General features: G+C 44.2%; 18 protein-coding genes, 1 tRNA gene and 1 pseudogene. 7 read left to right on the forward strand and 13 right to left on the reverse strand.

The annotated features are described in order from the left end of the window. Positions 1–2: 2 nt before the first annotated feature. The 4 genes from rfbF to KXJ80_RS08980 are packed head-to-tail and all read left to right on the forward strand — an operon-like array spanning position 3 to position 4021. Positions 3–776, forward strand: coding sequence for a glucose-1-phosphate cytidylyltransferase (rfbF, locus tag KXJ80_RS08965; protein WP_037424876.1), 774 nt, complete (start codon positions 3–5; stop codon positions 774–776). Beyond that, positions 773–1855 (forward strand): CDP-glucose 4,6-dehydratase, encoded by a 1083-nt coding sequence (gene rfbG, locus KXJ80_RS08970; RefSeq protein ID WP_218737145.1) that lies wholly within the window; start codon positions 773–775, stop codon positions 1853–1855. Before rfbF ends, rfbG begins: the two co-directional genes overlap by 4 nt. After that, positions 1852–3165 carry a lipopolysaccharide biosynthesis protein RfbH gene (rfbH, locus tag KXJ80_RS08975; RefSeq protein ID WP_218737144.1) on the forward strand — a complete coding sequence of 438 codons (1314 nt, stop codon included), beginning with the start codon at positions 1852–1854 and terminating at the stop codon, positions 3163–3165. The genes rfbG and rfbH overlap by 4 nt, the downstream gene beginning before the upstream one ends. Continuing rightward, positions 3158–4021, forward strand: a complete 864-nt coding sequence (locus tag KXJ80_RS08980) for an NAD-dependent epimerase/dehydratase family protein (protein WP_218737143.1) — start codon at positions 3158–3160, stop codon at positions 4019–4021. The genes rfbH and KXJ80_RS08980 overlap by 8 nt, the downstream gene beginning before the upstream one ends. Here KXJ80_RS08980 and KXJ80_RS08985 read toward each other — a convergent pair. The 13 genes from KXJ80_RS08985 to KXJ80_RS09045 form a co-directional block, all read right to left on the reverse strand. Further along, positions 3964–4935, reverse strand: coding sequence for a glycosyltransferase family 2 protein (locus KXJ80_RS08985; protein ID WP_218737142.1), 972 nt, complete (start codon positions 4933–4935; stop codon positions 3964–3966). The genes KXJ80_RS08980 and KXJ80_RS08985 overlap by 58 nt on opposite strands. Further along, the gene (locus tag KXJ80_RS08990; RefSeq protein ID WP_218737141.1) at positions 4932–6368 is read right to left on the reverse strand and encodes a B12-binding domain-containing radical SAM protein; all 1437 of its coding nucleotides are present in this window, start codon (positions 6366–6368) and stop codon (positions 4932–4934) included. The genes KXJ80_RS08985 and KXJ80_RS08990 overlap by 4 nt, the downstream gene beginning before the upstream one ends. Positions 6369–6378: 10 nt before the next feature. After that, complete coding sequence (locus KXJ80_RS08995) at positions 6379–8112, reverse strand: cytidylyltransferase domain-containing protein (protein WP_218737140.1); 1734 nt, start codon at positions 8110–8112, stop codon at positions 6379–6381. Beyond that, positions 8109–10013, reverse strand: coding sequence for a polysaccharide deacetylase family protein (locus KXJ80_RS09000; protein ID WP_218737139.1), 1905 nt, complete (start codon positions 10011–10013; stop codon positions 8109–8111). The genes KXJ80_RS08995 and KXJ80_RS09000 overlap by 4 nt, the downstream gene beginning before the upstream one ends. Continuing rightward, positions 10010–11239, reverse strand: a complete 1230-nt coding sequence (locus KXJ80_RS09005; RefSeq protein WP_218737138.1) for an ATP-grasp domain-containing protein — start codon at positions 11237–11239, stop codon at positions 10010–10012. Before KXJ80_RS09005 ends, KXJ80_RS09000 begins: the two co-directional genes overlap by 4 nt. Then, a complete protein-coding gene (locus KXJ80_RS09010) occupies positions 11239–12465 on the reverse strand; it encodes a class I SAM-dependent methyltransferase (RefSeq protein WP_256930933.1) in 1227 nt (408 codons plus the stop codon). Before KXJ80_RS09010 ends, KXJ80_RS09005 begins: the two co-directional genes overlap by 1 nt. After that, entirely contained in the window at positions 12437–13171 is a 735-nt protein-coding gene (locus KXJ80_RS09015) for an SDR family NAD(P)-dependent oxidoreductase (RefSeq protein ID WP_218737137.1), read from the reverse strand. Before KXJ80_RS09015 ends, KXJ80_RS09010 begins: the two co-directional genes overlap by 29 nt. Then, the gene (locus KXJ80_RS09020; RefSeq protein WP_218737136.1) at positions 13164–14909 is read right to left on the reverse strand and encodes a thiamine pyrophosphate-binding protein; all 1746 of its coding nucleotides are present in this window, start codon (positions 14907–14909) and stop codon (positions 13164–13166) included. The genes KXJ80_RS09015 and KXJ80_RS09020 overlap by 8 nt, the downstream gene beginning before the upstream one ends. After that, entirely contained in the window at positions 14909–15781 is an 873-nt protein-coding gene (locus tag KXJ80_RS09025; protein ID WP_218737135.1) for an N-acetylneuraminate synthase family protein, read from the reverse strand. The genes KXJ80_RS09020 and KXJ80_RS09025 overlap by 1 nt, the downstream gene beginning before the upstream one ends. A 67-nt stretch (positions 15782–15848) precedes the next feature. Continuing rightward, positions 15849–16118 (reverse strand): hypothetical protein, encoded by a 270-nt coding sequence (locus tag KXJ80_RS09030; protein WP_218737134.1) that lies wholly within the window; start codon positions 16116–16118, stop codon positions 15849–15851. Further along, entirely contained in the window at positions 16118–17443 is a 1326-nt protein-coding gene (locus tag KXJ80_RS09035) for a motility associated factor glycosyltransferase family protein (protein WP_218737133.1), read from the reverse strand. Before KXJ80_RS09035 ends, KXJ80_RS09030 begins: the two co-directional genes overlap by 1 nt. A gap of 47 nt (positions 17444–17490) precedes the next feature. Then, a tRNA-Arg gene (locus KXJ80_RS09040) sits at positions 17491–17566 on the reverse strand. Positions 17567–17621: 55 nt separating this feature from the next. Continuing rightward, positions 17622–18797 (reverse strand): flagellar assembly protein FlgT, encoded by a 1176-nt coding sequence (locus KXJ80_RS09045; RefSeq protein WP_259474658.1) that lies wholly within the window; start codon positions 18795–18797, stop codon positions 17622–17624. A gap of 278 nt (positions 18798–19075) precedes the next feature. Between KXJ80_RS09045 and KXJ80_RS09050 the strand changes: the two genes are divergently transcribed. The 3 genes and pseudogenes from KXJ80_RS09050 to KXJ80_RS09060 form a co-directional block, all read left to right on the forward strand. Further along, positions 19076–19708 carry a FlgO family outer membrane protein gene (locus KXJ80_RS09050; protein ID WP_218737131.1) on the forward strand — a complete coding sequence of 211 codons (633 nt, stop codon included), beginning with the start codon at positions 19076–19078 and terminating at the stop codon, positions 19706–19708. Next, positions 19705–20154, forward strand: a complete 450-nt coding sequence (locus KXJ80_RS09055; RefSeq protein ID WP_218737130.1) for an LPP20 family lipoprotein — start codon at positions 19705–19707, stop codon at positions 20152–20154. Before KXJ80_RS09050 ends, KXJ80_RS09055 begins: the two co-directional genes overlap by 4 nt. A gap of 47 nt (positions 20155–20201) precedes the next feature. Beyond that, a pseudogene (locus KXJ80_RS09060) lies at positions 20202–20276 on the forward strand (LPP20 family lipoprotein); the annotation flags it as partial. Between the last annotated feature and the right edge of the window lie 82 nt (positions 20277–20358).

Here is a 20358-nt window from a genome sequence, read left to right on the forward strand (position 1 = left end):
CTATGAAGGTTGTGATCTTGGCTGGAGGTTTGGGGACTCGTTTAAGTGAAGAAACTGCCCTTCGGCCTAAACCAATGGTAGAGATTGGGGGCTTACCCCTGTTATGGCACATCATGAAAATTTATTCAGTGCATGGATTAAGTGATTTCATCATCCTTTGTGGTTACAAGGGAGAAGTGATTAAGCAGTATTTTAGTAATTATCATCTTTTTACCAGTGATGTGACTTTGGATTTTATGACTGGGGAGCGGTATCTTCATAACGCTTCAACTGTGCCTTGGAAAGTGACATTAGTAGATACAGGGCGTGACACTATGACTGGTGGCCGCCTTAAACGCATTGCTAAATTGCTCGATGGTGAAGACACTTTTTGTATGACCTACGGGGATGGCTTGTCGGATATTGATATCAGCTCTGTGATCCGATTTCATAAAGAGCATGGCCGGTTAGCTACCTTATCGGCTGTGGTTCCTCCCCCAAGGTTTGGTGGGCTTACGCTTGAGGGGAATCAAGTGATTCGTTTTGATGAAAAGCCTGCCAATGAAGGTGGGCGGATTAATGGTGGCTTTTTTGTCCTGTCGCCTAAGGTGCTGACTTTTATTGACGGTGATAACACCTCTTGGGAGCAAGAGCCACTGCAACAACTCGCCATGGCAGGGGAATTAATGGCATTTCGCCATGATGGATTCTGGCATCCGATTGATACATTAAGGGACAAACAACAAATGGAAAACTTGTGGCAAACGGATAAAGCGCCTTGGAAATGCTGGCTATGAAAGCAAGTGCGGATTTTTGGTCCGGTAAAAGGGTGTTTCTGACCGGACATACTGGTTTTAAGGGCAGTTGGATGAGCCTGATGTTAACGACACTTGGGGCGCAGGTTCGTGGGTTTTCTTTAGAGGTGATGCCAAAGCAATTATTTGATTTAGCAAAAATTGCCTCAGTGGTTGAGCATAGGATTGGTGACATAAATAATGCTGAGTTAATCAAAAAAGAGATCATGGCGTTTAAACCTCACGTAATTTTCCATCTTGCGGCGCAATCTTTGGTTGCTACGGGATATCAGGACCCCTTGAGCACTCTAGATACCAACATCATGGGGACGGCTAAATTACTCGATACCCTTAAGGATTGGCCTTTACCTTTAGCTGTTATCATCGTCAGTTCCGACAAGTGTTATCAGCCTTCCCATGGCGAGTATAGTTTTATTGAGTCCGATCGTCTTGGTGGTTTTGATCCCTATTCCTGCTCCAAAGCTGGCTGTGAACTGGTGGTTAATGCTTATCGAGCTTCATTTTTTGGCAACACTCCCCAAATAGGTATTGCATCTGTAAGGGCGGGCAATGTGATTGGGGGGGGCGATTATGCTGCTAACCGTATTATTCCTGATACTATGGCTGCGATCGTTCGCCGTAAGCATGTCGCATTGCGTCATCCAGATGCTGTTCGCCCCTGGCAACATGTGCTAGACGCATTACACGGTTATCTACTGTTAGCTGAGGCGTTATATCAGCAGCCCCAGAAGTATGCTGAAGCGTGGAATTTTGGTCCCCTTGCAAAGGATATGTTGACTGTTGGCGAGTTAGTGCAACGTTGTTACCAACACATAGGCATGCAATATTGTATTGAATCGCAATTTAGTCAATTTAAGGAAACGGAAATTCTACTATTGGACAGCACAAAGGCACGCGAGTCATTACAATGGCAACCCCATTGGAGCCTGAACCAGACAATTGAAAAGATCCTTGAATGGTATCTAGGTGTAGCGGATGGTGCAGATGTTAGGCTACTCACTCAAGCGCAAATTCACCATTATATGAATTCATCTTTATCTGAAACAGGAGCTTGCCTTTGACGAACCAAGCTGCATTGAGGGAGCAGATTTTAACCCTTACCCGACAATATACTGATAAGCAAGTAAAGAAGTTGTTTATCGCAGGAGAGAGCTATATACCTGTTTCGGGTAAGTTGATTGATAGTAATGATATCAGCATGTTAGTTGATGCTTGCTTAGATGGTTGGTTGACCACAGGACGTTACAATAAAGCTTTTGAGCAGCGGTTGGGGCAATGGCTGGGGGTTGAACATGTATTGACTACAGTTTCAGGCTCTGCGGCAAATTTATTAGCTTTCACTGCATTGACATCCCCCAAACTGCAGGAAAAAGCTATACGGGCTGGCGATGAGGTGATTACTGTCGCAGCCGGATTTCCTACGACGGTTAATCCGATAATTCAAAACCAAGCGATTCCTGTCTTTGTGGATGTCAATCCCCACACTTTGAACATTGATGTAAATTTACTTGAGCAAGCTTTAAGTGAGCGGACGCGGGCGGTCATGATTGCGCATACTTTGGGTAACCCTTTCGATCTTGCAGCAGTGAGATCGTTTTGCGATCAGCATGGGTTGTGGTTAATCGAGGACTGTTGTGATGCCCTTGGCAGCACATATCAGGGGTCGCATGTGGGGAGTTTTGGTGATGTCGCAACCTTAAGTTTTTACCCCGCTCACCATATCACAACAGGGGAGGGCGGTGCAGTGTTTACCCGTTCCAAAAAGTTGGCAAAAATTGTCGAATCCTTTCGTGATTGGGGGCGTGATTGTTATTGTAAGCCTGGGGAGGATAATACTTGCAAACGTCGCTTCTACCATCAACTCGGTGAGCTTCCCCAAGGTTATGACCACAAGTACATTTACAGCCATATTGGTTATAACCTAAAAATCACCGATATGCAGGCGGCTTGTGGTCTATCACAAATGGATAAATTAGCTTCATTTTGTGAGAAACGTCGCCATAATTTCAACTATTTAGCATCTAAACTAAGTCATGTTGATGGGCTTGAAATTGCGCAAGCTACACAGGGAAGTAATCCAAGTTGGTTTGGTATACCGCTGACCTTGTCTGGCTCCCTTGCAGGGAGAAGAACTTTACTACTGCGAGAGTTAGAACAGGCAAAAATTGGAACACGATTACTCTTTGCAGGGAACTTGACCAAGCAACCTTATTTTAAAGGGGTTAATTATCGCATTGCGACTAGGTTAATCCATACCGACAATGTGATGTTTAATACCTTCTGGTTAGGAGTGCATCCCAGTTTAGATACAACAATGCTCGACTATATGGCTGATACGTTAGTGTCATTATGCCGGAGGTTAAGTGACTAAGAGTATGGTGATAACAGGTGCTTCGGGGTTTCTTGGGCAGACGTTACGAAAGAGCGCATTGTTAGAAGGTTGGCAGATTTTATGTATTAATCGTCACGCGATAGATGGGGCTCTAGCATTTGATGACCCTCGGCTTGAATCTCACCTGACCATGTTTGCCCCTAAAGTGATCGTTCACCTTGCGGCCAGTTATGGTGAGGAGGCTAAAGGAGAAGGCTTGCAGGCGAATTTATTATTGCCCCTTCGTTTGCTAAAATGGGCATCGACACAGGCGAATATTCGCTTTATCGCAGCAGGTAGTTTTTGGCAATTTGGGGATATTGAAACTCCTGGCCCAGTGGATATGTATAGTGCATCTAAACAAAGTCTTGCGGTGTTTTTGGATTATTATCGTCGCTGTGAAAGGCTTGATTGTTATCATTTGATATTGTCATCTAGCTATGGCCCTAATGATCCTAGGGGAAAGTTAGTTGATTACTTTGTCAATGCAGCCAAGACTAAACGGTCAGTCAATCTTGGACATCAAGATAAACACTTTGCGTTAACCGATGTGCGGGATGTAGCTAGCGCTATTATGTTGTTGTCCTCTTATTCAGCTCCACTACCCTTGTTAACATATCGAGTCAGGACTGAACAATTATGGACCTTCGAACGTTTAGGTCGCTTGTTTGAAAAGTTGGGGTATACGCTAAACGTCAGATATAGTCCGCTCAATAATGGCATGATGGAGATTATACATCCTAACGATGAGCATATACCGACCCTGCCGCATTGGTCGGAAAGTTACTGTCTAGAGGATTATTTGAGAGCTAGATTGGCCAGTTCTATTACTTCTGAGCCCCATGGTAATGGATAAGGAGCAGTCATCGGCATGGGTTTTGTTGACCTCAGACTAGTGAGTCTATTCGTGAGTAACGTCACTTGTTTTTGATAATGTAAATAAGCTTGTTCTAACTGACGAGATTTCATTATTTCAGCATAGCGATGGGCTAGTTTTACATCATTATTTAACGCCCCCCATAGTACGTCGGGATCAGTCACTTTATTTTTGTTGATAAAGTCCTGTTTCATCGCGATGACTTCCTTAAGTGCACTCAGGTTTTCAATACATCGATGGGTTTCGTTGGCCTCGTGTTGTCGGTATAGCATTAAAGGCTCTTTGATATATATGATCTTAGATGCCCGTGCACTTAAGCCTAGCCATGCATGCCAGTCAGTGCAGAAGACTTTTGTTTCGTCAAATCCACCGAGTTGTTCCAGTGCTTTGCGACGAAACAAGCATGCAGAGAGAGGGAAATTGTTTCCCTTCAGAAAAATTTTGCTTTGCTCTTCACCTAGAATTATCGCGCTGTTCCTATAGAAGGGGCATTTACTGACTCGGCCTTGGGGCGTGAGAAAATCGTATTCAAAGAATATCGCGTCGGCTTCGGTTGATTTGATCACTGCTTTTAAGGTGTCCAGTGACTGGGGTAGTAATATATCGTCGGAGGATAACACTAATACCCAATTAGCCTTGGCAGCTTGCATCACTCTGTTCCAGTGGCTGGACATTGGCAGCGTGTGGGGTTGCTCAAGTACCCTGAGATTTGGGTGACTGCGCCACGGAGCAATAATACTGAGGCTGTTATCGGTGGACGCATTATCGGAAACCAGTACTTCAACGTCATCCAAATTTGCAGTGACGTTTTTTGATAATACTGAGGTTAAGGTTTCCCCTAATACCGCACCATGGTTGTAGTTAGGAATGCAAACACTCAAGATTGGCATCATAGTATTTGGGTCCCAATTAGACGATGGGAGGTGGCATAAACAGGGGCGCACCATTCGCGGTCATAGGAGGAGTAACGCACGCCTTTCTCTAGGTTTATTTGGTTGATGTGAGCTCTGATTTGCGAACCATATTCAAAAGCTTTATTGATCAATTCCGCCGAATAATTTGGGAGGTTGACCATCGAACCATAGCTTCCATCATAGTCAGAGGAGGTGGCAATAAGCCAACCTTCCGCTTTTGCTTTATCAAAAAAAGGCGTCCCCTGAAGTGGGGTGTTGATGGAGAGAGAAAATTCCTGAATGTATCCCTCGGCATGCAATTTTTTAATCGTATTGAGCGACTCAATGTCTGAATCGTAATTGGCCCCAACGGTTCCGACTGACATTGTGCCGTATATTTTAATTCCTAGTTCGCGGCAATCGTACAGTACATCAAGTAGACGTTGGTAGTTGCTCTTCGAACGGTACTTAGAAATATGCTGCATTACTGATTCATCTAAACTCTCAAGCCCAATGCGGATTTTATAATATCCGGCCTGCTTCATCAGTGTGAGTGTCACGGTATCAAGAGTGTCGTAGTTACCCATGCAGTTGAATTTAAGCTCTTTATTCAGGCCTTCATCGATCAATCTTTGGCACAGGGCTCGTAGATAATTGCGGTTAATGGTGTGGGCTTCTTCATTGAAGAAGATACCCTCTAAATCGGGTATGGTCTTTTGGAGATAGCGAATTTCAGCAATGACTTTATCTAAATCCCTCACCCTGTGGTTAGGTTTGGCATAGTAGACATTTGCCACCACACAAAAATTGCACATTACCGGGCAGCCACGGGTGACCCACATTTCAACTTCGTTATATTCTGAGCCATAAAGACGGCAGTAATTACGTCGTTTGAGATCGATATCATCTGGCAAGGGTAATGTATTAATATCAACTAAATTCGGCTGTTTATTGGGATATATCCCAGGAGAATGAACATTTAAACCGCTTTGGATAAAGTGAGTGATGGAATGCTCAAATTCACCTGTAGCAATATAATCTACGCCTTGCAGCAAACAGTCTTCAGGGGTCGCAGTCGGCTGCGGACCGCAGGCAAGAATTTTAAGTTGCGGCAAGTGTTGCTTAAGCATCTTAAATATGGCCAATTGTTTGCGGTAAATAATAGAGTCAATTTCCACAATCAATAAATCTGGTGCGAGTTGGGTGACGATATTGCGATATTCATCACTGTCGACTCCGTAATAGTTCATATCTATCATACGGACCCGATGCTCAGTATCGCGTTTTAGCATGGCGGTGAGATAAGATAAATTAAACGGATAAAAGGTCGTGACTTTAAATTTGCCTGAGCTACCACTCCAACGGCTTGGAAAATAATCGATTTGATCGCCTAGCTCTGTTCTACCTACGGGGGTGGTAACTAAGATAAACATACATTGTTCCTCAGTGACGGTTTGCGGTCGTAAGCAACTCACTCACGATAGAAAGTAATTTTGACATCCCCTTTATATCGGCAAAAACTGTTCCAGCTTTATTTATAAGTTGATTCCGAACTTCAGGCTGGTTTTGTAAAATCATTAATTGAGATACGGCCTCGGGTAAAGTATTGCTTATTTGGCAACATTGATATGCTGCCAGTGCGTCCAATTCGGCATTTTCACACAGGTGTTTGACCGGTAACAGGATAGTGGCTGCCCGTGCGGCGATAGATTCAAATAAGGATAAGCCGTAACAGCTTAATATTATTGTTGATTCGGCCTGTAATTGTGGCAGGTTGCTCGGATTATGGAGAACCTTGATCTTGGAGTCACTTTTGATCTCAGGCGCCTTTGCTAACGGGCCTCTTATCCAAAGGTAATCCCAGTGAGGGTTGATCGTATCTTCCAGTAAATTGGGTAGATATCGACCATAATCCAGCGCATCTGTGCCGCCCGTTAAAATCATTACTTGCGGTTTTTTAGGGAGCAATGTGATTGGACTAAAGAGATAATTCTGCCAACCATAACTGATATTGGGATGTTTAATACTGCAATAAAAACTCGGAATAAATAGCTTATCGACACTTTCTACAAGCGCAGTTAGCTTATCGAGTGCTAGTAATGCACGGCCTTGCAACTTGGCATGGTGGCAGGCATTTTCAAGGGCTAGCATATCAATAAAATCGGGATGGAAATCCAATATCAACAGAGGATTATTGTCCTGCTTAATGCAATTAAAGAGTTCAACGTCACCATCAAACCATTGCACTTTAGTGTGTAGCCAAGGGAGTTCATATGGGGAGCCAATAACATGTAATTTGGTGCCTAAACCTAATTGTTCCTGCAGTGCCTCGGCAATTAGGGCGCAGCGTTTGAGGTGTCCCATACCGATGACACTATCAACGTGGCAATAAAGGCTTACCTTAGGATACTGTTTATCGGCGGCTTTTTGCTGCACATGGGTATTTATTGCGGCTAATGCAGGGTCATCAAGCAGTTGTTGCTGTACCCATTGAAGGCTTACAATCGACTCCGCACCATGATGGACATACCAACGAAGGTACACCTCTGCCATAAAGCGAAAATCGGCAGGGGTATCCACGGAAATCCGGTGCTTTATCCGTGAATAATCCGCACTATCGTCAATAGAGAGATAATCAAGTACAGGGGTGAGTTTATCTGCATAACCTACGTGTTCCCGAGACATGTCGCATTGACTGGCTGTCATCAGTTTTTTCCATCCCCTTTGGCTGTAAAATGCCATTCCCTCATGAATTGAGCTTAGATTGTCACGGAGCTTAATACTGTCCTTGTTTGATGCCATTAGTGCCGTTAAGGCGTGATCGATAAAATTGGGGTCTATAAGTGGGCAATCACCACAGATATACACGATATAATCAGGCTGTTGTCGCTGGATGATCCTATCAAGCCTGCCCATCAGATCATTAACATCACCTTCAAAGGGGACACAGGTTAGCTGGTTTTCTTGTGCCCAATTGATTAGGGGTTGGTTGAACTCATCTGCAGTTGTGGCAAGTTCTATTGCGCTAATTGTGCTACACGTCTTTAGGCGCCTTAAAATATGGCCAATAATAGGAAGAGTATTACCTGCGGCATCACAAGCAAGTGGTAGCAAATGTTTACCAGCTAAGCGACTAGAGTTAAGGCGTGCGCCAATGATGGCGAGTATTTTGGTCATAGATTAATACTCTCAGGGGTAATGCAGAGATTGAAATCGAGTAAATTGCCACCTTCCTTGAGTGTCTCATCGGCTTCTGCTAACGAAAACCATAATCGATTAAGGTATTTATCATCTATTTTTTTACTCGAAATCATGGGGAGTGCAGCACAATTGGCGGGATCCCAAGTTAATCGCACGCCACATTGGCCGCTGCCAAACCGAATTTGGCCAGCAGTAGCACCAATGGCGCTATTTGCGGAAACAATTGAAGAAACTGGAGAACCTTGGTCCATATCCTCTTGTATTTGAAAAAACTCTTCCTGTTCACCACCGAGATTGGTCTGGTACCAGGCTCTATTATCACAGCCGAGTAAAGTCAGATAACTGAGTCGGATTGAGGCTTCAGGGCGCTGCTTGTCCTCAAAGAAAAGGCCTGTATGCAAAGACTCATGCTCGATACGGTACCATTTAATGATGGCGCCACTTTTTAATGATTGACGGCAATAAATCACTAAATTGCCCTCTACGCAGCCCAATTCATAATTCACCCGATTGAGATCGGTGACACGATCACGTGCACGAAATCGTTCCATCAATAAATGATTCGAGTAGAAATCAGCACCATAACTAATATGGTCGAAGAAACCATGTGATAAGGTACCAAGGACAGGTTCAAAGCCGTGGGACTTAAAGGCTAATTTATCAATAGCCAATCCACGGTTACCATTTAGGCTCAGGTGTACCTTAGGGGTACGAATATGCAAACGACGTCTTTGTGTATCGTACTCAATCTGAATATCTTCTTGTGCTTCCCAAGACGCAAATACTGGCGCATTAGCAGGATTAGCAACCAAGTTAAGTTGCTGATAGCGTTTTGCGGTGAGATGGGTACGCAGATCGCTTGCCCACATACGGCATAAGTTTCGCCAGTCTTGCTCTGTTGCATGTGGATTATGTGCGAGTGTGGTGAATCGTTGATAGCATAGACTGTTGAGTAGGAGGTCATTACGACCACTTAATCCCCAGCGGCTAACATTATATTTAGCTTGTTTTTTGACTGAAACCGGATGCTCTGCATTGGTGATTTCGACCGCATTTGATTCTTGCCAAAACTTAAGAATGTGTTGAGGCAATTGCCAACAATAGTTATCCATCTCTGCAAGAGTGTTAAAAAGGGTGGAAATCCGCTGCCATTCTCCTTCAACGTGAACCGCCTCAGTTTGATAGCGCCCGGGACGAAAGTCGAACACTTCGGCATCACTGCCATAAACTGGAAAGGCCAACATGCCAGGTTTGAATATTTTAACGAGATAGTGCAGATAATCTTCTAGTGTTAATTCGCCATGAACATAACGCTGGAACTTTTGAAAAGCGATTGCGTGGTTCCAAATCACCTTAATTGTTCTACCACTTGCGGCTTGTAAACTCTGTGGCCTGTCCAACAGTGTGTTGGACCAGTTTGGATTATGGGAGTAGGGATTATCCCATTCCACCACTACAGCTTCAAAACCTTGGTCGATATAAACATCTAAGAGCCCTGCTGAAACGGCTTGCTCATTGATATAGGCAATTTGAGGACGCACCCCAAGCAAGGTGTGATAGGTATCCTGCCCAAGACGGAGGTTAGCCTGATTGACTTCTGCAGGAACCAAAGGCCCAATAATTTGGCTATCACCGCTGGCGATAAGTTCGCACATTCCTTGTTGGAGCAATAGTTTGAATTCCTGTACCCACAGAGGATCAACCTGTTGGACTGCTTCTAAGGTATAGGCCGTCATTTCAATTCCAACAGGAATACCTTTTTGCGCTATCTGTAGGAGTGGCCAATAGCATTTGCGAATGACTTCGGCATGTTGTTCATTTTCAATGGAGGAAAAGGCCAGATTGAGATGAAATACCGTGTAGAGGGCAGTAGTCATACTGGTTCATCCTCATATTCGATATGGATCAACGCCAGCGCAGCTTCTGCTCTAGCTATTGCATCGGTTTTGTTATCGGCACTCGCAATAGCAAACCCCGCTCTTTGCGTATGATTAGCAAGCGGATAAATTACGCTTCCAGGCGCGATAAATAGCGTTAACATTTCTACGCCAATGGCTTGATTTGCTTGCGATACTCCATAAATATGACGTACTCTGCCTGATGCTAAATCAAGGTAGCGAATAGCGACCGCCCGCTGATATTTAGCTGTAACTTCCTCTGTGGTTAAGGGCTCGCCAAGGGCTAGTTTGATAGCCTTTTCGATAAAATTAACGCCAGTCGCAAGGGGGATTTGAGTGGTCGAAAAGAATCCGCCTGAGAGTCTCCCTGCAATTTCAATCACTTTAGCGCCTTGAGCCGTATAGACCATATCTCCCTTGGCTACGCCTTGGTTGATCCCAAGTGCCGCCGCTGCTCGTTCAACAGTGGCAATAACCTCAGCTTTGATGTTTGCACTAACACCCGTAGGAGCATCGCCGCCATTTTCAATGATAAAAGGCTTAGTTCGAGGGAGCCACTCATAGTTACGGTCGGCAAAACCGAGGGTATAGTAGCGTCCACGATCGACCAAGGTTTCTGTACTGAACTGTGGACCTTCGAGATATTCTTCTAACATGACCCTTGAGGTTGGGGATTCTCTGGCAGCCAATTTCCATGCACTATCCAGCTCTGAGGCCATCTCTATCAGTTGCACCCCGCGTGCGCCACGGCTATCAACGGGTTTAATAATCAGTGGAAAGCCAATCTGATTGGCTTGACTAAGTAAAATTGATTTATCAGATACATCCGCAAAGCGTGGAATAGGAATACCTTCTGCTTGCAGCCTCTTTTTCATTGCTAATTTATCAGAAACCCAAAAAGCTGACTCAAGTGACAGGCCTGGCAACCCCAAGTCATTACTGACGATAGCTACACTTAAAGGTACATCGGCACACATGGCGATCGCACCATCAATATTTACGCCCTGTGTTTGGAGTTTTTTGACTTCTGCTAAGATGGCTTGACCATCGTAGGTACTGGCAATAATTGGCCAATCTGCCATGGTAAGTCCTGGGGCGGAGGGGTTGCCATCAGCAATAACAAGTTTAAGTCCCATTTCCTTGGCAATGCGGATACCTTCACAGGCTTCTACGCCTGCACCCACAATCAGTAAATTCTTTGTCATTAATGAGTCCGAGTATCGTCAACATTGTGAAGTCTTAAGGTAAGAATACCTTTATCTCTTAGCCATTTGAGCGCATCAAAAATTTCTTTCTCACTGGCGTAGGATGATATGAGGACACAATCTCCATCCTGCCAATCGATTGTATCTGGCGCTTGGCAAATCCACTCACCTTGCCTTAATCCCCACTTTAGTTTGGAGGTATCAGTCAGTCCCGTTATAACGCATTCGTCGATAAGATTAGTGTTGGCAACAATTTGGCATGTATGGATACCTGCACCCCAAAGGAAGATTCGCTTACTCTGCTTAAGTGCTGGTAATATTGCATTTAAACAACCTTGCCAGTACGCCACTTCTTTTGCGCGGTAATCAGACAAAATAGCCCTATTCCGGCTGATATTGGGTTGTGCATCATCACAGTGGTCTTGTGCTTTGGTACTTGCTAGCACGCCAATAATAGGCGAAAGGTTACTGTTGTAGTGCTCGACTAGAGATACAACTGAATAACCCGCGTCGCTCAGACTGCGAACCAAATTATCCCGAGTGTAGTAATTAATGTGTTCGAAAGAGAAAAATCCAGGGCATAGACTGGCAGGTTTAGCCATGAGTGGCACTTCGACATAAATAAACCCCTCTGCCATGTTCTGTTGCAGGTTATGGCATTTTTTTAGGGTATCTTGGGGACGATAAAGATGCTCCAGCACATGGGTCAAAATAATTAGCTCAAATTGTTCGTCAGTGTCAAAATCTTCTGCGCTGCCGTGGATACAATCGATTTGATATAACCGTTTTGCAAGTTCAACTGACGCTGTACCTGGTTCAACGCCTAGGACTCTGCTAATTCCTGCCTCGCGAAAACGCGATAAGGTATAACCGTCAGAGCTACCAATTTGCAGTGCTGAGTTGGGAAGGAAACCTATGCCTCTACGAATAAAACGAATTTGCTCATCAAGGTCTCTAATCTTGGCTTCAGTTGGTTTCTCTTGTCTTCCTGGATTAGTGTAAACCGCCATCGAGCTATAAAACGTCATCATTTCATCGAAACTAACCGATGGACTTTGACAAACAGATCCACATTCAGGGCATACAGAAAAACCAATTTCCCTTGGTGCGAGGCCTGGAAGTGCCCAAGTTGTTGAAAAAACAACTTCGGTTTTTGATTGACAAAGAAAGCAATTTCTTATCATTAGAAGAGCATCCTTATCCGAAGTACATTCCGCCATTGGCATTTATGGTTTGTCCACTGAGATAATCACTATCTTGGGAGGCGAGAAAGAGGGCGATTGAGGCTATATCTTCAACTTTGCCAAGACGTCCAACTGGAATTGCCGCTGCTTTTTGTTTGCCTGCCTCGGTATTCAATTCATGCTCAGTCATTTCTGTTGCAACTAAACCTATAGCAATCGTGTTGGCTCTTATCCCATCTCGCGAATAGATTTTTGCAATTGATTGGCTTAGGTTAATAAGCCCTGCCTTGGCTGCGGCATAGTGAACTTGGTTATAGCCTCCCCACTGACCTCCAATAGAGCCAATGTTGATGATTCTGCCAAAGCCATGCTGTTGCATTGCAGGAATACAAGTTTGTGCGAGCAAGAATGGACCGCGCAGATTAGTGTTCAGCATAGTGGTAAAATCATCGGCAGTAATGTCGCTAAAGGGCTTTTCCTGGGCTATGGCGCCATTATTAATCAGTACATCAATACTTCGATTAAAATATTTTTCGACCTCAGTAATACATTGTTTAATACTCTCAGGTTTTGATTGATCCAATGCAAAAGCGGCTACCTTATCTCCTAAGATGTTAGCTAATGATACGGCTTTATCTTGGTGATTAAGGTAAGTTATCGCGACCCAATATCCCGCCTCCGCAAAGGCTTTGGCGATACCGGCACCAATTCCTCTGCTTCCACCTGTGATCAAAACGAGTTTAGACATTTGATGGATCCCTTGGATTACCTTGCATGTCAAAGTAAGGCCACATTTTATCTGTTGTTTGACCCCCTAATAGCATTGGGAGGACATCATGCTGTGTGGCAATTTCGATATGAAGCAGAATAGATTCATTGGTCTCAATAAATTCAGCCAATGTTTGTTCTAGTTTAGCGCTATCACTACAATGCAATGCTTTAATGCTGTAACCTTGAGCTATTAAGGCAAAATTAGGCGATTGTTTGTTACCACAAGCAGTATCAGTTTCCCAATTCATTAATTGGAATTGAGATACTAAGCCTAATCTGTGGTTATCCAGAACCAGTATTTTGATCTTAAGGCCTAACTCCTTGATCACGCCCAGTTCTTGGATATTCATTTGAAATGAACCGTCTCCAGCGATACACAAAATGGTGGACTCTGGTGAGTGGATTGCGGCACCTATCGCTGTCGGGAGATCATAGCCCATGGTGCCATGGCCTGCCGAGGTAAAAAGCTGGCGATGGGGGAGGGCAAATCTAAAGTGCCTTGCAACCCAATGTTGATGTGCGCCAACACCTGTGGTGACGATAGTGTTCTCGGGTAAAGAGTTGCTTAGTTTTTCTAGCAAGAGTTTAGGTGCAATTCCTGGATAATCTGGGTAGGGCCAAGCTAATTGCGCTTTCCACTGCGAAATGGTGTTATGCCATGATGATAGATTAGGTGGTGATAATTGAGCAAATTTGGGGTGTAAGGCATCAAAAAATTGCTCTAGTTCAGCTTGAACAGCCTTATGGTGAGCGATACGACTATCAGTTAATTCTCCAATATCTAAATCGACTCTAAAAATTTTCGCATTGGATGCAAAGGCTGTTTTCAGTGTGCCAGTTTGGCGAACATCTAATCTGGAACCTAATACCAGTAATAAATCACACTCAGCAATGGCTTTACCTGCTAATTGGCTACCTGTATGGCCATGAAACCCTAATGACCCAGAATCATCGGTGTCCAAAACTCCAACGCCTAGCAAGCTATGGCTCACTGGCGCAGGCCAGTAGTTTCTTAAGGTACGGATTGCATCCACTAATGCGGGTGATGTCATACCATTGCCGCAAATAATCACTGGTTTTTGCGAATGTTCAATGGCATTGATTAGTTCATCTATAAAAGTGCCTAGCTCAGTGTTATTGACTGGATAAGCAACCATTTCGGGAACTTTGATGGATTCAGTTGCTGCACTGCGTTGAACGTCCATTGGTAAATCAATCGAAACCGGGCCTTTTCTGCCTTCTAAAGCCAGTTGCCATGCAATAGGAAGAATAGCGTATAGCTCTTCACTGTTTTTAGGTTGGAATTGTCCCTTAGTGATAGGTTTCATCAATGATGGGGTATCAACTTCTTGGAACCCAGATTGCCTTACTCGTTTTTGGCCTGTGAGGTCGCCAGTACCCACTTGGCCCGTAAATACTAACATCGGAATACCATCAAAATAGGCATCGGCGACGGGCGTTAATACATTGGTTACACCTGGGCCTGATGTTACTGCCACTATACCTGGTAATTGGGTTAGTTTACCTTGAGCCAGTGCAGCATAACCGGCGCCTTGCTCATTTCGTGAAGTGTAAACGGTTACTCCGAAACGTTTGCAAGCATCTAATAAAGGAGCGATGGTTCCACCGGGATAATTGTGAAATGCTTTAATCCCTTGGTGGGCTAAAAATTCAATAATAGCATCTGCTACTACTGTAATTGGGGACATACTCATTATTCTGATACTCCAAATTTTTCTCTTTGAGACTTCATTGGGCGTAATCCATCTTGCGGATCGGCTCGCCATTCTCTATCTGAGGCTTCGCTGGCAACAAATTGTTTTACTGGGTTTCCATCAATGACAGTTGCAAGTTTGACTCCCTGAATTACCGTTGCAATTTGTTGTGGTAACCAGCAATGACCAGCAGCGTATTCATCGCCTGTTTCATCTAAATCTAAATGGAACTCGACAACATCGGCTTCCCATCTGTGTACGGCTCGATTAATGACAGCACTGGAAACAGTATGATCAGACCATCCAACTTTAACTTGGTAACGATTTCTAAAACTACCTAAAACGGCTAAGTTACATTCACGTTCTGGGGTTGGATATGCAGAAACACAGTGCAGTAAGGTAATGTCACTGGCACCATTTTCTTTCAAGGTTTTTAACGCGTGATCGATTTCTTCTATCGTGGCCATGCCCGCTGAAATCACAACTGGTTTTCCTGTTTTCGCGCAGGCCGCGAGTAGGTCGTCCCAAAGTAATTCATAGGATGCGATCTTGTAGAAATTCACAAAGGGTTCAAGCTCTGCTACCGCGTCGAGATAAAACGGGGTACAAGAAAACTGAATACCGTATTCATCGCAGGATTGCTTGAGTTGGGGCAGAAAACTGACGGGCAACTCCCATGCTTTACGTTTACGATGCATTTCACTCTTAGATAGAATTTCTGGGGCAAAAAGTTCTTCAATTTTAAACAGTTGAAACTTAACGGCATCGCAACCTATGTCAGCAGCTGTTTTGATAAATTCTATGCAACGTTGTAAGTCTCTATGATGGTTACTAGAAACTTCGGCGATAAAGACAGGGGAATGTTTAGTCATAGTGGCTCACTAAATGGCGTTGATAAGGTATTAACGGCAAATGATAGGGAAGCTTTATGTTAGTGTTTTAGCTACTGACAAGGCTAATGAGTTCATACTCTAAGTAATCTGCAAGACTTAGCCAATCGTGTTGCTCCTGAGCTTGTAGCATTGGCGCCAGCATTTGCTTAAATGAGGGTAATTGCATCAGCTCGGGGTGATGTTTCTCTATTGAATCGAGACATAAACGAAATTCCACTGAGCCCTGAGCTTCCTTGCCTAAACGGAAGGAGTGGGCCGCTTGGCAAAGCATGTCTTCTAGGGATTGTTTTGGTGAATTATGTGGTTTGAAAGACATTAAATCAGCTCCTTATATTGCGAACCACGGATTTTCGCACCCGATAAACTCGCTTGGTAAAACTTCACCTGTGGATGTTTAGCAATATAGCGTTCTAAATGTCGTAAATAAGCGCGAAGATTAAGATCTGTAGCAATCCGTTGGCCTTTGCCATTAATCAACCAATGCTTTGCTTCTTTCACCTTTTGTATCACAGCTTCAACCCATATTTTTTCAGATTTGTCCTTACTTTCAAACGGATAATCATTCCAAAAAGCATGACTTTTATTATTGCAGTAACAAAAGTCACAGCCTAATAGCGTGATTTCCTTAGCATGTAACTTAACGGCTAAATCAATTGCTGGGTGAATCACACTGCCGTTTGTAAACAGCCTCAGCTTGGGGTTCAGCTGGGCCATGCTGTCGTAAATTTTACTCGTGCCATAAGCCACAAATCTTGGCCCTAGCCAATGGGCTAATACTTCGGGGGCTACCCGAGGAAAATACACAAGATTGATTTCTTGGGTTTCTGACAAAGGCAAATGATAGGAGGATATCAAACCGTCAATACAGACCACTATATCAGGCTTAATCTGATGATGAAGTAAGCCACGTAAAGCCGTATCCGCAGCAATCAACAAGGGTTTCGATGGGCTTAAAGTCAGTTGCTTAAGATAAGCATAATGTTCTTCTAAAGACGGACCTGAGCCTATAACAATTGCTTTGTATGGATTGTAGCTTTTCGTTAAATGGGCAGCATCAGGATCGTTGGTAATAAAAACCTGATTATCGGCAAAGCGCTTAAGGATCTCAGGATCATCGATTTGATGGTGTCGATTGGTGAAATCACGATTAAGCTCCATCACCAAGAGATCCCTCAGTGTGGCATTGTCATCACTGACCAGATTGAGATCTGGGGTAATGGCAACATTCGGAAATTGCAGCGTGGCACTGGGCATCGCATTTAATAGCACATTCGGATGACAGAGCCATTCCCTCTGATCGGTGTAACAAAGCAGTAATGCGAATACGGCTAAGTTTAAAATGCAAACTTCGATTTTTTGATATTGCTGGTTATCCGTTAGTAGACTCGGCACATCGCCCATTCCTACCCCATAAACCGTGACTTGCTGAACATTTGAGGGAAGGGTACTAATAAACAGCTGTGCTTCAGCGATGCGGTCATGGCGACTGCTGAGCTGAATGCCATTAACACTGATAGTTTGGTTTTGGCCTTGGACTAAGTGTGCATCAAGATGGTCAATTGATTGGCTTTTTATCGCAGCAGCCACAATTGGCCAGCGTTTAGCAATAATACTCAGATTAGTGGCAAATAGTTCAGTCATTCCGTTTCCTCGGAAGCTTTCGTGTTGATATTACCGACATCACTATCTGGTCTCTCCACAGGGACTCGAACCCCGATCGGCCGCTTAGGAGGCGGCTGCTCTATCCTGTTGAGCTATGAAGAGACGCCAGTGATTATACTGGTTTTATCTTTGATTAAAAGGCTTATGATTTAGTTGGTTAAATCTTAAGCGCGATGTCGTTTATCTGTACATTGTAAGCCGCATTTTGGTCAACGAGGACCGCCGTTGCACTTTCTTCGCTGACTTGTTCGATTTTTACCGTTGCTCGGCTCTTGGTGGCGACGGCACGCATTTCGTTGAGTCTATCGGGTAAGTTTTGTTGTAACACGACCTGGAATTTATCGCCAACTCGAATGCCGTGTTTGCGACCTAAGTTGAGGATAATTCTATCGCCTTGACGGCTGACGACTTGCCCCAACAGTGGTCTGCAATTGAGCGTGTTGTCTATATCTCGAGTCGCTTCTTGCATGATTTGGCTGATATTTCTGCCATAGGATGAACGCCAAAATCGGTCACTATTAGGGGCTATGATGGCCTGTTCTTCAAACTCCCACGGGGCAGAGGTACTGTAGGTTTTGCTCCACACTTCCTCGCCGCTAATGCCGTGATAGAGACTGAGCTTAAATTGGAATTGTCTGAGTGGCGCTTCATCCCACCATCCCATAAAGGTTGATTGCACTGGCTCCGTCGATATATCGATGATTTGTGGCAATAAAATATATTGGCTATCGGTGATTTCACTCAACCAACTAGGGAGTCGATAGCCGCGGATATCGACCAATTCTTGTGCGATATCAAGCCGCTCTTTGGCATGGATATGGCTGTATCCAGTTGATGAGTAGCCATCAATACTATTACCGAGTCTTTCGGATATGACTTCTTCAAATCCTGATAATTGGCCGTAGCGTAATTGTGCTCGATCTTTTATTTGGGCTTGGGGAATAAGGATCGCGGCTTTTAATTGGCCCGTAGGGCATTGTTGTGTTGGGTCATCATTCAGATCGAGCCTGAGCGACACATAAATTTTATTCCCTTGAATGCGTTCACTTACTAACTGAATACTAATCGCTTGAGCGTTACGATTAATGGCGAAGCTGTCTTGTGTGAGATTGCCGTTGGTGGTTTGTTGTTCACTGGATATTTGGATCCCGGTGCTGAGGGTGGCATAGCTAACCGCTTGATTGATAGCTTCTTCCCGCGCTTGGGCAATGTTGCCATTAGTGATGATTGCTTCACCACTGGCTTCGACCCATTCTGCTTGTGCTTGATTAGCTTGAAGTGCGGCCAGCAGTAGGCTGCTAATGATGAGCAAGTGCTTTCTGAGTATGTTCATTAATAAGCCCTTCAGGTCAATTGTGCCAATCAGTTGAGTCAGTTTAATGGCGGTTTTATTGGCTGTAAAAGCAAGTTCCGTGCCTGATTTATGAAATATCCCCAAACTATCTGAAGTTGCTGAATAGGTATAGAGGGTAAAGTTATTGGCATCGTTGTCGATAATCAGGTGAGTGAATCAAGGATTGTATTTTGACTTGGTCTAATATTTGCAATCTTTTTGACTAAAGATTGCGACTCGCTTTGAGGCGCATTGATATCGATAATGAGGTTATTCCCATGCTAAAGCGTGCGTTCATTCCCTTGGCTCTTTTGGCGCTGATTGGGTGTGCGACTAAACCCGTTGTGCCGCCAAAACCTAGCCTAGTTGACGGCAATGGTTTGCCGCCGACAGCGGTGATTAATCATTTAGCGCAGCGTATTGTGACCGAGCTAGTCAAGCAAAATGATGCATTGCGTCCTGATCAACCTATCGTTGTAACTACACCAGTATTAGTTGGCGACATGACGAGTACGAATGCGGTTGCGCTGCAATTGCAGCAGGGACTCATGGCATCGTTGCACAGTTTTCAATTTAATGTGGTGGAGTTAAATCTCGCTGATGGACTGCATGTTACTGGTGAGGGCGATTTTATTTTGACGCGCGATTGGCAAAAGCTTTCGACCAACTTACCTGTTGACCATATTGTGGTATCCACGATGAGTCCGACGACCAATGGCTTAGCCATTAATACTCGAATCGTTACCTTAAGTAACAACCGAGTGGTGTCAGCTTCACAGACCTTTGTGACACAAAAAGAATTAAGCAATTATATGCAGCCCTCTGAGCAAGTGATCTCCCACGATGGGATTTTATATCGTCAGTCGGCTCCCGGTATGAATGAAGTGCGTGTATTAGGAGATGGAAAATGAAACGCTACCTGTTAGTGATTGCGGCGCTTCTACTGACAAGTTGTGCCTCTAGAGACAAGTATGTGCAGTGGGAAGATGTTCCTCCATCTAGCTTCCCTAAGTTGACTGCTATTGGTTATGCCCCGTTAGCGACTCAACCAGCGAAAGAGCAATCTCAAAGAATGTTGATGGCGATGCAAGCATCCAAAATTGTGGCTTACCGTGAGCTAGCTGAACAAGTATATGGTCAAAAGATCACCGCTAACAGCAGTGTCAGTGATTGGATGCTAACCGATGATAATGTTAAAGCTTCAGTCACTGGGGTGATCCGCGGCGCAAGAGTAGTTAAAAGTTATCCTGCAGGTGAGCATTACGTTACTGAGTTAGAACTTGATTTTTCTAAGGTATGGCAAATCTATCAGCAGCAGAGTCGGCCACAGAGAATTAAAGACGTCACATACTTTTAAGGTGTCATCTCCTGTCAACCAGAAGACAAGCATGAGATGGTTTGGGTGATTTTTCTAAGGTATGGCAAATCTATCAACAGCAGAGTCGGCCACAGAGAATTAAAGAAGTCACTTACTTTTAAGGTGTCATCTCCTATCAACCAGAAGACAAGCATGAGATGGTTTGGGTACAGATAATCGATAAACAAAAACCGCGCTAACTAA

This window comes from Shewanella xiamenensis (genome assembly GCF_024971755.1).
Classification (GTDB): domain Bacteria; phylum Pseudomonadota; class Gammaproteobacteria; order Enterobacterales; family Shewanellaceae; genus Shewanella; species Shewanella xiamenensis.

Bases quoted from the DNA above. Each gene is read 5' to 3' on its own strand.
- KXJ80_RS08995 (WP_218737140.1), bottom strand. From the start codon at position 8,112: ATGACCAAAATACTCGCCATCATTGGCGCACGCCTTAACTCTAGTCGC.
- KXJ80_RS09045 (WP_259474658.1), bottom strand. From the start codon at position 18,797: ATGAACATACTCAGAAAGCACTTGCTCATCATTAGCAGCCTACTGCTG.
- KXJ80_RS09035 (WP_218737133.1), bottom strand. From the start codon at position 17,443: ATGACTGAACTATTTGCCACTAATCTGAGTATTATTGCTAAACGCTGG.
- KXJ80_RS09000 (WP_218737139.1), bottom strand. From the start codon at position 10,013: ATGACTACTGCCCTCTACACGGTATTTCATCTCAATCTGGCCTTTTCC.
- KXJ80_RS09005 (WP_218737138.1), bottom strand. From the start codon at position 11,239: ATGACAAAGAATTTACTGATTGTGGGTGCAGGCGTAGAAGCCTGTGAA.
- KXJ80_RS09055 (WP_218737130.1), top strand. From the start codon at position 19,705: ATGAAACGCTACCTGTTAGTGATTGCGGCGCTTCTACTGACAAGTTGT.
- KXJ80_RS09015 (WP_218737137.1), bottom strand. From the start codon at position 13,171: ATGTCTAAACTCGTTTTGATCACAGGTGGAAGCAGAGGAATTGGTGCC.
- KXJ80_RS09030 (WP_218737134.1), bottom strand. From the start codon at position 16,118: ATGTCTTTCAAACCACATAATTCACCAAAACAATCCCTAGAAGACATG.
- KXJ80_RS09010 (WP_256930933.1), bottom strand. From the start codon at position 12,465: ATGCCAATGGCGGAATGTACTTCGGATAAGGATGCTCTTCTAATGATA.
- KXJ80_RS09050 (WP_218737131.1), top strand. From the start codon at position 19,076: ATGCTAAAGCGTGCGTTCATTCCCTTGGCTCTTTTGGCGCTGATTGGG.
- KXJ80_RS09025 (WP_218737135.1), bottom strand. From the start codon at position 15,781: ATGACTAAACATTCCCCTGTCTTTATCGCCGAAGTTTCTAGTAACCAT.
- KXJ80_RS09020 (WP_218737136.1), bottom strand. From the start codon at position 14,909: ATGAGTATGTCCCCAATTACAGTAGTAGCAGATGCTATTATTGAATTT.
- rfbG (WP_218737145.1), top strand. From the start codon at position 773: ATGAAAGCAAGTGCGGATTTTTGGTCCGGTAAAAGGGTGTTTCTGACC.
- KXJ80_RS08985 (WP_218737142.1), bottom strand. From the start codon at position 4,935: ATGATGCCAATCTTGAGTGTTTGCATTCCTAACTACAACCATGGTGCG.
- KXJ80_RS08990 (WP_218737141.1), bottom strand. From the start codon at position 6,368: ATGTTTATCTTAGTTACCACCCCCGTAGGTAGAACAGAGCTAGGCGAT.
- rfbF (WP_037424876.1), top strand. From the start codon at position 3: ATGAAGGTTGTGATCTTGGCTGGAGGTTTGGGGACTCGTTTAAGTGAA.